The sequence below is a fragment of the Streptomyces sp. NPDC001100 genome, assembly GCF_053598575.1.
Genome location: NZ_JBSFKO010000027.1, coordinates 125,561 through 138,751 on the forward strand (window position 1 = coordinate 125,561; position 13,191 = coordinate 138,751).

The window sequence follows — 13,191 nt, forward strand, 5'->3', positions numbered from 1 at the left end:
GCAGTCGGTGAACCACGTGATCCACGGCCTACGGGCCGTGCCGTATCCGCGCGGTCAGTCGAACGACACCACAAACGTGAAGATCCGGTGGGCGCCCTCAACGACAAAGCTGTGATCGGTGATCCGCCCAACCCGGCCGTTGCTCGTCAGGGCTGTTCGCAGTTCCGGGGAGACCTTGCCCAGATTCTCGGCAGTCAGGTCGAAGTAGCCGACGTGTCCGTAGTCGAGGTCGTTCCAGAGATCGCCGGGTAACTCCCAGCGGTTGCCGGACAATCCCGCGTTCCACCTGACGATCCGTTGCACATGATCTCCTCGTCAAACCTGCGCGGTTCGTGCCCGGCCTCCGGGATGCTATGTCAGACATCGCGGACAGGGCCCGGGATGCCGAGAGTTGTTGCGGGGCAGGTATATCTGCTGCCAGATGGCGTGCCCGGCGAGCGGTACCGAGGGAGTGCGGTTGACGGCGCGAGGTGCGGGCGTCCTTCACTGCACGGTGCGGCGTCGCCAACGACGGCACACGCTCCGCCCGGGCGGGCGGGGGGCTGTCCCTTTGGCATGACGGACGTGCACCGGATTGCCTACAGGTCGAACTCGAAGTGCTCGATGTCCGTGAAGCGCACCTCTTCCAGGCTGCCGGCGCGGCGGCCGCCGTCCTGGAAGTACACCTCTTTGAGTGCCTCAGCGGCGAGTTCCTGGAGGCGCTGCTCGGTGGCGCCCTGCTCCTGGGCGTCGAACAGGCGCGCGGCGTAGTGAGGCGGCAGGGCGACGGTCAGGTGTCGGATACGGTCCTGGTCCGTCGACCCGATCGGCGCGGTGTAGCCGAGCCGGGCGCGGGTGTCGATGACGATGCCGCCGGTCGTCGCCGCCCTCTGCCGGGCCCTGGCCCGGGTCTGCGGCTGCCACCGTGCCTTCACCTCGCGCTCCAGGCGGGCAGCGAGATCGGGGCGCGGCTTCTTGATCTGCTCCTTCACGTACCGCTCCACGGTGCACTGGGAGACCCGCAGCATCTGGGCGACCGCCTTGGCGCCCCCCAGCCGCTTGACCAGGTACCGCACCCGCGCTCTTGGGCACCGGGCGGGTGAACGCCTTCTGCACCGCGGCGTCCAGACCCTCCCCGCAAAAGGATCAGAAGCACCGTTCCCGTGGCAACGACACGAGAAGGTGTGTACCGCCCCACGACAGCAACACCCACAACAGACACCACCCCACGTCAGCGACCCCTCCCAACCTCAGCACCCACCAGCACAAACACCCCCGACTGACACCCCGTCACCGCCACCCACCACTGACACCAAACCGACACATCGCACCCAGAACCACCTCGGCCAGTCGCGGCACTGTGCCGCGACGGCATGCTCGCCGGGCGTTACCAGTGGCGCAGTGCCTCGGTCAGTTCCTGATGCCATTGATCACGCCCGGGATCATCGTCGTCTGGTTCTCCGCCCAGGGCGAGGACTTGGTCGGTGATATTGTAGGTGATGCGGTAGGCAAGCAGGGATGTCGCTGCCTCCAGCCAGTCCTCTGTCTTGCGGGTCGGCGCAACCGGGCCGAGCACCGTCACGAACCACATGGGCAGCAGAGACCTGTCCCGGATCGCGTCCGAGATGCGATTGCGCAGTTTCTGGTGCAGCTGCTTCTGAGCCTCGACGCCTTCGGTGAGGAGCTCCGCGTCGCGCACTCGCGTCTCACGGTCCCGGGCCAGCGCGGCCCGCGCGTGCAAGGCGTAGGGGGCACGATGGCTTGCCGTTCGAGCGTACTGGTCAGCCTGGCGTCGGGCCGTGGTGAAGGCCTGGCTGGCTTGCGTGTGCTGGGGTGCGTCGAACGCTGTGCTGGCCAGGGTTTCGGCAGCAGTCAGGACGGCCGCGTACTGCTCGTCGCGCTGCTCGACGGCCTCTTGGTGGGAGTGGATGGAGGAGGAATTGCTGTCCCGCTCAACGTGTGTGAGAAGCATGGTGCGGGCTGCGCGGGCTTTGCCGGCGAGTACGCCAAGGGCGCGCCACGAGGCGGGGAACGAGTCGAAGTCGGCGCGGGGCATCTTGTCCGCGGCCGTCAGGTTCGCCTCCATCAGCTGGATGCGCGCGGTCAGCTTCTTCAGGGCCCGGTCGGTGTCGGCGATGTGTCCGCGGGCGTCGGTGTCCAGGTCTTCGAGGTTGCTGCGGACTTCGTCGGCCTTGTTGTCCGCGTCGCTCACTGCGCTGCGGATGCTGCGGAGTTCGTGTTCGAGGTCGTCGATGTAGCCGAAGCTTGTCTTCAGTGACTCCAGGTCGTTTTCCAGGTCCTCGATGCGGCTGTCCAGGCTCCGGATCTTGTAGCTGTAGTCGTCGCTCAGGCTCACCTGGACTGTCCCTTCTTGACCGTGTCGCCCGGTCCTTCGCTGACGGTGACGGCGAGGACGAGCCACCCGATGATGGCGAGGATCACGAACCACAGTGAGATCACGCTCAAGGTGATGAGCGCGACCAGCAAGCACTCCAGGTGCAGGCCGATGGTCAAGTGCCGGTAGAAGCGGTGGTTCTTGTGCGTGACCTTCTGGAAGGAGAGGGACAGTGTGGCGATGCAGTGGGGTACCAACACCACCAGCCACCAGGCCGAGTGCCCCAGGGCGAAGGTGAGCACGATCAGCGCGAGCGCGACAGCGGTCTGTCCGAGCCACGAGATCCGCACGATGCGCTCGCTCAGCTGCCGCTCGGGCTCAGCAAGCTTGGCGGGGATGGTCTTTTCGAATGCCAAGAGCTCGTCGGCCGCCTGGAGCAGGCGGGCGTACTCGGCACCGAAGTTCTCATCCCCTGCCTCATACCGGGCCATCTCGCCATGACAGGCGAGAAGCCTTTGCTGCAGTTGCCGGTACTCGGTCTCTATCTCATGCCGTACCTTGCTCACTGCTCCGTCCCCCTGACCACGGACCGACGTCTGACGTCCAAGGCCTTCCCACGGGCAGCACGCCACAGCCCGAAATTGATCGACGGTATCCAGCCGTAGTTTCGAGGCCCGTTCCAGCCAGGACAAAGTGGGTGCCCCGGCCCGGCATCACACTCGCCATCCTGAACTGAGTTCAGGACCTGGCCCGGCAACTGGGCCTGATCCCACCACGGTTTTCGACCGGCCCCACCCCAACGAGCAATTGTCAAGACCTGTGGATTGGTCACTTCGTGGCGACGCCCGTTCCCGGTCCTCGGCCGGAACGGGCGTTAGCCGTCTCGGGTCAGACTACGGGGACGAGTGGGCGATCAACGTTGTGAGCCTGGCCGCCCAGACTCGCCGGGAGGCCCGCGGCGGCAGTCTCGTGCGGGCTGCCGAGGGGTATGTCGCTGGCCTGACGTAGCCGACGGTACTGCTCGTCGTTCAGGGTGAACTCAAGGGCGCCGAGATACTCGTCGAGTTGCGCGGTGGTGCGCGGGCCGACGACGGGGACGAGAGCGGTGGCGGAGCGGGCAGCGTGGGCGCGCAGCCAGGCTACCGACACCTGGGCCGCGGTGGCTCCGGTCTCGGAGGCGATGGCGAGGACGGCGTCGAGGGTCGCGGTCTTCTGCGCGCTGTCCTCGGTGCGCACCCCGGCGCCCCACCTGCTGAGGCGGCCCTCGTCGCTGTGCCGGTACTTGCCGGTCAGCAGGCCGCCGGCCAGCGGGGAGTAGAGCGCGGCGCCGAGGCCGAACGCCTCGGCCATGGGGAGCAGTTCGCGGTCGGCGGTGCGCTCGGCCAGGCTGTACTCGGTCTGAATGCCGATGATCGCCGCTCGGCCGCGCAGGTCGGCGATGGTCGCGGCGGTCGCGACCCGCCAGCCTGGGAAGTTAGACAGCCCGCCGTGCAGGATCTTCCCGGCACGCACCAGGTCGTCGAAGGCGGCGACTATCTCCTCCACGGGGGTGATCGTGTCGGGCAGGTGGGCCCAGTAGATGTCGAGGTAGTCGGTGCCGAGCCGCTTCAGGCTCGCCTCCAGCGAACGGACCATCGTCTTGCGGCTGTTGCCGGTGTCGCTGATCCCGGTGCGTTCGGCGCTGCCACGGGTGTATTTGCTGGCCAGCGCGAAGTGATCCCGGTCGGTGGCGAGCAGTTGGCCCAGCATTAGCTCCGCCTCGCCGCCCTGGTAGTGGTCTGCGGTGTCGAGGAAGGTGCCGCCGGCTTCGGCGAAGGCGTCGAAGATCGCCCGATACTGGTCGCGGTCTTGGCTGGTGGCGCGGGTGGTGGCGAAGTTGGCGGTGCCGAGCGCGAGTTCGGATACGCGCAGGCCGGTGCGTCGGCCGAAGGTGGTGTAGCGCATGAGTCTGCCCCTGTCAGGGTCGTAAAAGTGGAATCTAATTCCGATAAGCATATCGGAATCAGATTCCGGTATGCTGGCGACGGCAGGAGGCACTGAATGGATACCAGCGCGGACACCACCGCTCCGGCAGCCGGGCCGGACCCGCAATCCGCAGCCGACAGACCGCTGCGCGCGCATGCCCTGCGCAACCGCAACGCTCTGCTGGCGGCCGCACGCGAGGCGTTCGAGGCCGGGGAGGTGGACATCCGGATCGAGGAGATCGCCCACCGCGCGGGTGTGGGAGTAGGCACGCTCTACCGGCGCTTTGCCACCCGCGAGGCCCTGGTCGAGGCCGTCTACCGCCAGCGGGTCGACGAGCTGTGCACGGCGGTACCTGGCCTGTTGGCCACGCTGCCTCCGCAGCAGGCGCTGCGCGCGTTCCTGCAGCAACTCGTCGCGCACTCCGCGGCCAGCCGGGGCATGGCGCTCGCGCTGGAGACGGTGATGAACTCCGGATCACCGGTCTTCGCTCAGGCCAGGGCGGCCATGGTCGACGCACTCGCCTCGATCATGGCCGCCGCCGTCGCGGCCGGCGAGATCCGTGCCGACGTCAGTCCGCACACCGTCTTCCGAGCCATGGGCGGCGTCTGCACCTCGCACGAACTGCCCGACTGGGAGGTGGAGGCACAGGCGGTGCTCCGCCTGCTTCTCGACGGGCTGCGCCCCGCCGCCCCATCGTGGTGACGCGGCCATCGCCCTGGCCAGCTGACCGACTGCAGGTGTTTCCTGGATCGGATATGTCGCACGACTCCACCGGACCAGAGCTGCCGACGCCCCAGACTGCCCTGGCGTAACCGGACCGGTCGGGTCAGCGGCTGGGGCTGTTCAGGCTGCTACCTCGTCGCGTTCGACGACGATTCCGCGCTCGAAGCGGGCTCCAACGCGCACGAGAGCGACCAGGTGGGGTGCGTTCACGGCGCGCCAGCGGGCCTGGGCGGACTCGATCAGCTTGAACACCATGGCCAGCCCGGCCGCGCGGCTGCCGGCGCCCCGGGTGACCTTCGTCCGGTGGCGGACGGTGGCGAAGGTCGATTCGATCGGGTTGGTAGTCCGCAGGTGGATCCAGTGCTCAGCGGGGTAGTCGTAGAAGGCAAGCAGCACGTCTTCGTCATTGGTGATCTTCGCGACGGCCTTGGGGAACTTCGCCCCGTAGAGCTTGGCGAACACGCGGATCGCCGCGCTGGCAAGGTTCTTGTCCTCAGCGTTGTAGATGTCCTGGATCGCCTTCTTCGCTGCGGGCTGAGCGGACTTGGGCAGCGCGTCGAGGACGTTGGCGGTCTTGTGCACCCAGCATCGTTGCTCGGCGGTGCCGGGGAAGACCTCCCTCAGGGCCTTCCAGAACCCGAGCGCGCCATCGCCGACCGCCAGGACAGGGGCGCGCATGCCCCGGCGGGCGCAGTCACGCATCAGTGCTGCCCATGCCTCGGCCGACTCGCGGTAGCCGTCGTCCAGGGCGATGAGCTCCTTGGTGCCGTCGGCCCGGACGCCGATGAAGACGAGCACGGCGGCCTTGGCCTCGTCCAGCCGTATGCGCAGGTGGACTCCGTCGGCCCACACGTAGACGTAGTCCGTGGCGGACAAGTCGCGGTCCATGAACGCCCGATGGTCGGCCTGCCACTGCGTGGTCAGCCGGGTGATGGTGGCCGGCGACAACCCCGCCGAGCTGCCCAGGAACTGCTCCATCGCGGGCACGAAGTCGCCGGTGGACAGGCCGTGCAGGTAGAGCAGCGGCAGCACCTCCGCGATCTTCGGGGACTTGCGGCACCATGGCGGCAGGATCGCTGACGAGAACCGCTTGCGCTCGCCTGTCGCCTCGTCGACGCGCTTGTCGTTAACGCGCGGCGCCTTGACCTCGACAGCTCCGGCCACGGTGGTGACCTTCCTGGGCTGGTGGTAGCCGTTACGGACCACCAGCCGACGCCCGTCACCGTCCCGCTCGTGGGACAAATCGGCTATGTAGGCGTTGACTTCGGCTTCCAGCGCGGCGGTCAGCATCCGCCGGGCACCCTCACGGACGATCTCATCCAGCAGCGAGCTGCCGCTTGGCGTCGTGCCGTCCTCGTTGACTACCGTAAGCACGGGCGTGCCTTCCCGACCGATGCTGCGAACGTCGGCCTTGCTCGATGACCTATCGATCGATCCATCGGGAAGGTACGCCTCCTTCCGTCAGGCCGATCCACAGGTATTGAGCATTGCTCGCTCACCGCTGCGACCGAACGAGCCTCGACGGCTGGCCTGACAGAACTGATCACCTGCGTGCGCGCCGACGTGACCGCTCTGCCCGCCGATCTCGCCGATGGAGCCTTCGATGTGGTCCTGTGCCACAACCTTCTCCAGTACGTGGACGACGTGCCGGGCGTCCTCGCCACGGCCCTTGCGCCGCTGAAGTCCGGCGGGCTGTTCTCGATGATGGCGATCAACCGTCATTCGGCCGCCCTAACCATCGCCCTTCGCGAGGCCGACCCTGCCGCCGCGCTGGCCTCGCTCGGCACAGACCAGTCCCGGACCCAGATATTCAACTCGGCGGTGACACTCCACACGGCCGAAGAGATCATCCCTGTCTTGCAAGGCCTCGGCTGTCAGGACGTAAAGCACTACGGCATCCGCAGCTTCTGCGACTACATCACCGACGACGCGCGAAAGTACGACCCGACGTTCTACGCCGACCTTGAGCAACTGGAACTCGCCACGACTGCGCGTCCGCCCTACATGCACACCGCTCGGCTGTTCCAGCTGACGGCGCGGAAGCGGGACATCTGAGCTCGGACCATAAAGAACAAGCTCAGCGCCTGTTCCTGATCCGGTCATGACATGCGAACCTGGATTTGGGGGGGGCGATCCGCGATCGTGGATCGGAACAAAGACTGCACTGCAGGGGAAGGGCATGGCGATTGAGTGTCTGAGATCAGCTGGCCAATCCGATGACCAGCCACATGAACGCCACTCCCGCGATGGTGAACAAGAGGGTCGCCCGGGTCGGATGCGGACTATGTGCCTCAGGCAAAATGTCTGACGTCGCCAGGTAGAGCAGGAAACCGGCGAAGAAGCCAAGAAATATGCTCAGGATGTGTTCGGAGATGGTGAATGCCAAAGTCACTGACGCGCCTGCGATCGGAGCAGCGGCATCGGCCACGACAAGTGCTAGAGCTTTCCGTCGGTCGTTACCGTATAGCTGGGTGATGGTAAACGTGTTGAACCCGTCGGCGAAGTCGTGGGAGATTACGGCAATGGCGACCACGGTGCCTGTGGTCCCGCCCGCTTGAGCCGCCGCTCCGATAGCGAATCCGTCAAGAAAACTATGCGCCACTAGCGCGCCCGCCGCAGCAATTCCCAGCCCTTGGGCTCGCCCATCTCGGGGTGCATGACCATGATGATGGTGAGGCGTTGAGAACGGGTGCGAGTGAGGCCCGTACTCCTCTTCATGTGCCCTGTGGATAGCCACACAGCGTTCCGTTACGTGCAGTACAAGGAATCCGGCTATGAACAGGAGCAGCGGGACAGGGACCCCGAATGTCTTCGTCTCGTTCGTTTCCAGCGCTTCGGGTAGCAGGTCGAAACCGACAATTCCCAGCATCAATCCTGCTGTGAGGCCGAGCACGAGATGTCGTCGGTCACCCACATGTTGCGCGACCCACCCCCCGAGCAGGGTGGTAGCGGTAGCACCGGCTGCTATCAGTAGAGGAGCTGCCATCATGGTCTCCCATCACACAGATGGACGCCGAGCGCGGAGAAGGAGCTGCCTCCGGTACGGCGGTTTGAGCGCCGCCCAGCCTCAAGCCGCCAAACCGGGTAAATGGTGAAGCACTTGCACGGCTGGGAACCTGCCCCGGTCCGAGTTCTTGGCGGATGCCAAACGAGTTGCCCCGGGAGGAGGTTGACTTCCCCCAGGGCGCGGACACAAGTCCGGAGCCTGGCGGCCTGCGCGTATTGCTTGTCGTGCGTACCTGCGGCCGCCGGCAAGAGATCTCGGCCGGTGCGATCCTCTCGTACGGCGTCACTCCGGCAGTGCTTCACCGTTCTGCTCTCTGGCCATGTAATCCGCGTATCTACACAGGGCCTGGGCAATTCCGGGACGTTCGTCGTGTGCGCTGCAGCAAGCTGCAGTTGGGATGGCTGACGAGCGGAGACGGGGCACCTGCGAGAACGGCCGTTCTTTCGAGCAGCCTCTGAAAAGTACGAGCCCCGAGCTCACAGAGCTCGGGGCTCGGGATCGGCTACGGTGCGGTCCGAAGCGAGCGGAGCCTCGGCCCGCGTCTTCGGGGCCAGCGGTCCGACTTCAACTGCGGGCGAACTCGAGGAGGTCCTTGTTGAAGGTCTCGGCGTACTTGGGCACCATGGCGAGACCGTGCGGCGCGCCCTCGTAGACCTTGTAAACCACGTCCTTGACGATCTTCGAGGACTTGGCGCCTGCGGAGACGATCGGAACGATCTGATCGTCGTCACCGTGCACGATCAGAGTGGGCACGTCGACCTTCTCGAGGTCTTCGGTGGTGTCCGTCTCGGAGAACGCCTTGATGCAGTCGTAGGCGCCCTTGATCCCGACAGTCATGCTCCAGAGCCAGAACTCGTCTAGCGTGCCCTGGGAGACGGTGGAGCCTTCGCGGTTGGCGCCGTAGAACGGGACGCTCAGGTCCTTGTAGTACTGAGACCGGTCCGTCGCCACGCCTTCGCGGATCTCGTCGAACACCTCGAGCGGCAGACCCTCGGGGTTCGCTTCCGTCTTGAGCATGAGAGGCGGAATCGCGCCCAGGAGGACCAGCTTGGCGACCCGGCTCGTACCGTGACGGCCGATGTATCGGGTGACTTCACCGCCGCCGGTGGAGTGACCGACCAGGATCACGTTCTGCAAATCTTCCGCTTCGATGACCGCGGCCAGGTCATCGGCGTAGGTGTCGAGGTTGTTGCCGTCCCAGGTCTGCCCGGAACGCCCGCCCCCGCGCCTGTCGTGCGCGATGGCCCGGTAGCCGTTGTCCGCCATGAGCTTCATCTGCGGGTCCCAGGCGTCCGCGGTCAGCGGCCAGCCGTGGGAAAAGACTACGGGCTGTCCTGCCCCCCAGTCCTTGTAGAAGATCTGCGTACCGTCGTTGGTGGCGGCGAAAGGCATGGTCTGATGTCCTCTCGAAGCTGGCTTGTAACCTCACGCGTCACGCCGGTTAGGGCTGTGACGGAACTGGGTACATCCTGCGAAGTTCACCCTAGCCCCGGGGCTCCGCTTCAGCGCGTCCAGAACAGTAAAGTCGGGGCGAGTGAACCTGGAAGCGAGTTGCAGCGCCGATGACGGCTCGCCAACTACCTGATTTAGGCGGCACGTTGTGCGGCAACTGGGACGAGTGGAGGAGCTCCCTTTCGTCCGCACAAGCCCAGTTGATACCGAGTCTTCGGCCACGATGATCTCGCGGCGGCAGCGTGTATTTGCTCGACTACTCGCAGTGTGACACCGCAGATGGCGCGGAATATAGGGTCGACCAATGCGATCTCTCCCGGAACGAGCCTGGCAACTTACGGCGCATCGAAGGCAGCAGTACGCAACCTGGTGCGCAGCTGGGCGCTCAGCGCGCAGGAACGGAAGTTCCGGGTTACCGTGCTGACCCCGGGCCCGACCGAGACCCCGGGCCTGGTCGGCGCCGTAGGCCCGGCCCACCAGCTCGCCTCGCAGGTGCCGCTCCGCAGGATCGGCCGCCCGGACGAGATCGCCGCCGTGGCGACGTTCGTGGCCTCGGACGCTTCCAGCTTCGTCAACGGTGTCGACTGGCTCGTCGACGCAGGCATGGCGCAGGTCTGACCGCGCCCTTCAACCAGCGCGAGAGCGCACCACAACACACCACGTACCAGGAGGAAAAGTGAACGCCACCAGCGATATTCAGAAGCGTCGCGAAGAGATTGCTATCAACTACTTCCGCATGGTGGACGCCGGCAACCCTGCGGTTATCGACGTCTTCACGGACGATGCTCGTATGTTCTACCCGAAGTTTGGCATCGCACGTGGGAAGGCGCAGATCGGAGCGTTCGCTCAGGGGCTCGGTCGGGGAATCGCGTCGCTCAAGCACGAGATCGAGGGCTTCACCGTGTTGTCGTCCGGGAACTACGTGATCGTCGAGGGGGTGGAAAGGGGAACCACGACGTCAGGCGTGGATTTCCCTGACGGTGTTTCCTCCTTCGGGCTGTTCTGCAATGTGTTCGAGTTCGAGGGTGAACTCATCAAGAGGGTCCACATCTACGTGGATCCGGACTTCGCCAACACCCACGCCGAAGGTGTGGCTTGGGGTAAGTCGGTGCAGGACAGCATCGCCAGCCTGTAGAAGTCGTCTCATTTGGCGAGTCGGCGGTAGCAAATGAGGGTGCAGGCGATAGCGGTGAAGGCCAGGAAGTGTTCAGCCTTGCGCTCGTAGCGGCGGTGGAGCCGACGGCAGCCGGCGAGCCAGGCCGTTGGGTCGGCCGCGCGGCGAGGTGCCTGCCGTGGCAGGTCCTGTTCCGCGCGGCCTCCCGCCGAACCGGACGTGACGGTTTCCCGTCATCCGGCTCTCCAGTGACTACTGCGTGAGCGGTTCAGGCTGCTCGCGCAGGACACACAGCGCCGTTGCGGCGATCTGCATTTCGCATACCTCCCGGGTCTGGTGTGTCCAAGTCACCTGGCCCCCTTCGCCCTGTGGACGGCTTTCCCGTCCTCCCTGGCCGGGCGTTAATCCGGCGACTACTACGGGGCCTCCGTCGCCCTAGGACTCGCGTCCCGTAGGCGATCCCACGTTCGTCCCTGTCTGTACGTTCTAGCGCGAGTTAGGCGTCCCACTCATCTCCTTGAATGCCCTCGCTGGGCATCGCTCCGCACCCCGGAGGTGCACGGGGGCACGATCGAACCCCGTGCAGGGTGCGGCGCCGGTTTCAGCTGTCCTTCCGGCGGATGAGAACTTGCATCTGCTGGAGATTGGGCTTCAAACAATCCAGTCTTCGCCATATCGCGCGGGCCTCCCGGCACACCGTCTCCGACAACTGAGCCCGGTCACTGGTTTCCTGACATGCTGTTGTCCCCTTCACCTTTCGGATCCAGGTAAGTCATCAGGCCCAAGAACCTCCTTCCGAGTTCCTCCCGGCTGAGCCGGGGATACAAACAGAGCGCCTCGTGGCGCACATGGTGCGCTCGATCGTCCAGCGGTGGCGGCCCAGTCGCGTGGAAGATTCGATGCCCTTGCGTGCGATGCGGTGGGTGATGCCGCGCCTGCGCAGCCATCGACGCAGGTGGTCGTAGTCGTATCCCTTGTCGGCGTGCAGCTTGGCGGGCTTGCGTCGGCGCGGGCCGCGGCGGGAGCGGATCGGCGGGATCCCGCGGACCAGGGGCTGCAGGGCCTGGCTGTCGTGGAGGTTGGCGCCCGATATACCGACGGAGATGGGCAGACCGGTCCGCTCGGTGATCAGGTGGATCTTCGACCCTTTCTTGCCCCGGTCGACAGGATTCGGACCTGTCAGGTCCCCCCTTTCAAGGCCCGCATGTTCACCGAGTCGACCGCGCACCTCGACCAGTCCAGGTCTCCGCGAGCGCCGAGTTCGTCCAGCATCAGGCGGTGCAGTTTGGCCCAGACCCGGGCCCTGCTCCATTCGCTGAACCGGCGGTGCGCGGTCGGCCCCGACGGGCCGAAGGATGGCGGTAACTGCTTCCACGTGCACCCTGACGTGGCCACGAACACAATCGCGGCCAGCACCTCGCGATCCCTATACCGCCGTCGGTCACCACCTTGAGGCCGTGTCGGGGCCGGTGGCACCACCCGCGCGAACAACTCCCACAACTCATCCGGCACCAGCCGCTCCACGATGTCCACGACCGCAGACTATCGAACGCGCCAAATGAGACGACTTCTAAAGATGGGCCACGCGCTGACCGTGACCGAGACCGCGCTCGTCTTCCTCGAGGACGCCCGCCGCCGCGGCGACGTGTGCCAGCCGCTGGACTGGATGACCGAAGTCCACCATCCGATCGGGAGCGGCGAGGCCGTCATCCCCGACGCGCTCCTGTACTACTGGCGCGGCCCCGCCGACGGCGACAACGGGGCGATGCTGCGGGCCTTCGTGGAAGTCGACCGGGCCACCACGGGCCCCGAACGCCTCGCCGCCAAACTGACCTCCTACGAACGCCTCCACCACTACGTACCCGTGCACCCGGGACGCCGGCCGACCCTCCAGGAACCGGCAGTCGAGGAGTGGCGGCGCCGCTACCCGCTCTTCCCCCGGATCCTGTTCGTCCTGGACGGCACCGGACCCACCGGTGTCACCAACCGGATCAGCGCCCTGCGCGCCGGGGCCGGGCTGCTGGCCCGCTTCCCGTACGACGTCCCCGTCCTCGCGGCGCCGCTGGCCGACCTGCTCCACCACGGCCCCTCCTCACCCCTGTGGCGCCCCGCCCACGACCCCGACCAACGAGTCCACTGGACCGAGTCCTGGCACCGGCAGACGTAATGCGCTGACCAGGTGTGAACGCGGCGTGGTCGGACCCGGTGTCAGTAACGTGCGGTTGGAAACTTCAGCTCCGTCGGAAGCCGTCTTCCTAGATCTTGTCTTGGCTGAACAGAGCTTTGTCCAGCGCGCCTTGGACGTTGCTGCGGGCCAGATCGGTGGTGGCGGCTGGGAGCAGGGCGAGGGCTCCGGAGGCAAGCAGGAGGATGCGTACGCTGTCGCCAGGCACGGGTCCGACGCCGGGGAGAAGGGGGATGAGGAGCCCCGCCGCAACGAGTACGGCGACCGGTCCGCCACAAGTTCCACCGCATCGCTATTGCGCGCATCGAAGAAGGACGGCCATCCACAGGTCTTGACAATTACTCCTCGTCGTCCCTTCGAAGTCGGACGACGGCAGGCGCGACACCTGTCGTGCGCGCCTGCCGCAGTGCGGTCTTTCAGCCCCGCGGTGC

Annotated in this window: 13 protein-coding genes and 3 pseudogenes; 6 read left to right on the plus strand and 10 right to left on the minus strand. The window is 66.0% G+C overall.

Annotated features, from left to right (window positions below):
- Positions 1-54 precede the first annotated feature (54 nt).
- The 5 genes and pseudogenes from ACWDEW_RS32740 to ACWDEW_RS32760 form a co-directional block, all read right to left on the minus strand.
- Positions 55-303: a hypothetical protein gene (locus tag ACWDEW_RS32740; protein WP_450517550.1), complete on the minus strand. Its 249-nt coding sequence runs from the start codon at positions 301-303 to the stop codon at positions 55-57.
- A gap of 275 nt (positions 304-578) precedes the next feature.
- Positions 579-1,107, minus strand: a pseudogene (tpg, locus tag ACWDEW_RS32745) (telomere-protecting terminal protein Tpg).
- Positions 1,108-1,366: 259 nt separating this feature from the next.
- The gene (locus tag ACWDEW_RS32750) at positions 1,367-2,335 is read right to left on the minus strand and encodes a hypothetical protein (protein WP_450517551.1); all 969 of its coding nucleotides are present in this window, start codon (positions 2,333-2,335) and stop codon (positions 1,367-1,369) included.
- Positions 2,332-2,880 (minus strand): hypothetical protein, encoded by a 549-nt coding sequence (locus tag ACWDEW_RS32755; protein ID WP_450517553.1) that lies wholly within the window; start codon positions 2,878-2,880, stop codon positions 2,332-2,334. Before ACWDEW_RS32755 ends, ACWDEW_RS32750 begins: the two co-directional genes overlap by 4 nt.
- A 322-nt stretch (positions 2,881-3,202) precedes the next feature.
- On the minus strand, positions 3,203-4,258 hold the full coding sequence (locus ACWDEW_RS32760; RefSeq protein WP_450517554.1) for an aldo/keto reductase: 1,056 nt from the start codon (positions 4,256-4,258) through the stop codon (positions 3,203-3,205).
- A gap of 96 nt (positions 4,259-4,354) precedes the next feature.
- Between ACWDEW_RS32760 and ACWDEW_RS32765 the strand changes: the two genes are divergently transcribed.
- A complete protein-coding gene (locus ACWDEW_RS32765) occupies positions 4,355-4,981 on the plus strand; it encodes a TetR/AcrR family transcriptional regulator (RefSeq protein WP_450517556.1) in 627 nt (208 codons plus the stop codon).
- Positions 4,982-5,122: 141 nt separating this feature from the next.
- On the opposite strand, the gene ACWDEW_RS32770 is transcribed toward ACWDEW_RS32765, so the two are convergent.
- Positions 5,123-6,376, minus strand: a complete 1,254-nt coding sequence (locus ACWDEW_RS32770; protein ID WP_450517557.1) for an IS256 family transposase — start codon at positions 6,374-6,376, stop codon at positions 5,123-5,125.
- A 105-nt stretch (positions 6,377-6,481) separates the two neighbouring features.
- Between ACWDEW_RS32770 and ACWDEW_RS32775 the strand changes: the two genes are divergently transcribed.
- A complete protein-coding gene (locus ACWDEW_RS32775; RefSeq protein WP_450517571.1) occupies positions 6,482-7,057 on the plus strand; it encodes a class I SAM-dependent methyltransferase in 576 nt (191 codons plus the stop codon).
- A gap of 145 nt (positions 7,058-7,202) precedes the next feature.
- On the opposite strand, the gene ACWDEW_RS32780 is transcribed toward ACWDEW_RS32775, so the two are convergent.
- Entirely contained in the window at positions 7,203-7,988 is a 786-nt protein-coding gene (locus ACWDEW_RS32780) for a ZIP family metal transporter (protein WP_450517573.1), read from the minus strand.
- A gap of 585 nt (positions 7,989-8,573) precedes the next feature.
- A complete protein-coding gene (locus ACWDEW_RS32785; RefSeq protein ID WP_450517559.1) occupies positions 8,574-9,401 on the minus strand; it encodes an alpha/beta fold hydrolase in 828 nt (275 codons plus the stop codon).
- A 339-nt stretch (positions 9,402-9,740) separates the two neighbouring features.
- Here ACWDEW_RS32785 and ACWDEW_RS32790 point away from each other — a divergent pair, with 339 nt between their 5' ends.
- Both ACWDEW_RS32790 and ACWDEW_RS32795 read left to right on the plus strand, forming a co-directional pair.
- The gene (locus ACWDEW_RS32790; RefSeq protein WP_450517575.1) at positions 9,741-10,079 is read left to right on the plus strand and encodes an SDR family NAD(P)-dependent oxidoreductase; all 339 of its coding nucleotides are present in this window, start codon (positions 9,741-9,743) and stop codon (positions 10,077-10,079) included.
- Between the two features lie 58 nt (positions 10,080-10,137).
- Positions 10,138-10,596, plus strand: a complete 459-nt coding sequence (locus tag ACWDEW_RS32795; protein ID WP_097227248.1) for a nuclear transport factor 2 family protein — start codon at positions 10,138-10,140, stop codon at positions 10,594-10,596.
- 8 nt (positions 10,597-10,604) lie between these two features.
- On the opposite strand, the pseudogene ACWDEW_RS32800 reads toward ACWDEW_RS32795, so the two are convergent.
- Together ACWDEW_RS32800 and ACWDEW_RS32805 are read right to left on the minus strand one after the other, a co-directional pair.
- Positions 10,605-10,721: pseudogene (locus ACWDEW_RS32800) on the minus strand (IS5/IS1182 family transposase); the annotation flags it as partial.
- Between the two features lie 701 nt (positions 10,722-11,422).
- Positions 11,423-12,108 (minus strand): annotated as a pseudogene (locus tag ACWDEW_RS32805) (IS5 family transposase); the annotation flags it as partial.
- A gap of 25 nt (positions 12,109-12,133) precedes the next feature.
- On the opposite strand from ACWDEW_RS32805, the gene ACWDEW_RS32810 reads away from it, so the two are divergent.
- Positions 12,134-12,742, plus strand: coding sequence for a replication-relaxation family protein (locus tag ACWDEW_RS32810; protein WP_450517561.1), 609 nt, complete (start codon positions 12,134-12,136; stop codon positions 12,740-12,742).
- Between the two features lie 25 nt (positions 12,743-12,767).
- Positions 12,768-13,191 (plus strand): hypothetical protein (locus tag ACWDEW_RS32815; protein ID WP_450517563.1); only part of this gene is annotated, 424 nt, incomplete at its 3' end.

What these genes read in the sequence shown, in the direction of transcription:
- ACWDEW_RS32760 (WP_450517554.1), bottom strand. Translation starts at nt 4,258, where the DNA reads ATGCGCTACACCACCTTCGGCCGACGCACCGGCCTGCGCGTATCCGAA.
- ACWDEW_RS32810 (WP_450517561.1), top strand. Translation starts at nt 12,134, where the DNA reads ATGAGACGACTTCTAAAGATGGGCCACGCGCTGACCGTGACCGAGACC.
- ACWDEW_RS32785 (WP_450517559.1), bottom strand. Translation starts at nt 9,401, where the DNA reads ATGCCTTTCGCCGCCACCAACGACGGTACGCAGATCTTCTACAAGGAC.
- ACWDEW_RS32780 (WP_450517573.1), bottom strand. Translation starts at nt 7,988, where the DNA reads ATGGCAGCTCCTCTACTGATAGCAGCCGGTGCTACCGCTACCACCCTG.
- ACWDEW_RS32790 (WP_450517575.1), top strand. Translation starts at nt 9,741, where the DNA reads ATGGCGCGGAATATAGGGTCGACCAATGCGATCTCTCCCGGAACGAGC.
- ACWDEW_RS32765 (WP_450517556.1), top strand. Translation starts at nt 4,355, where the DNA reads ATGGATACCAGCGCGGACACCACCGCTCCGGCAGCCGGGCCGGACCCG.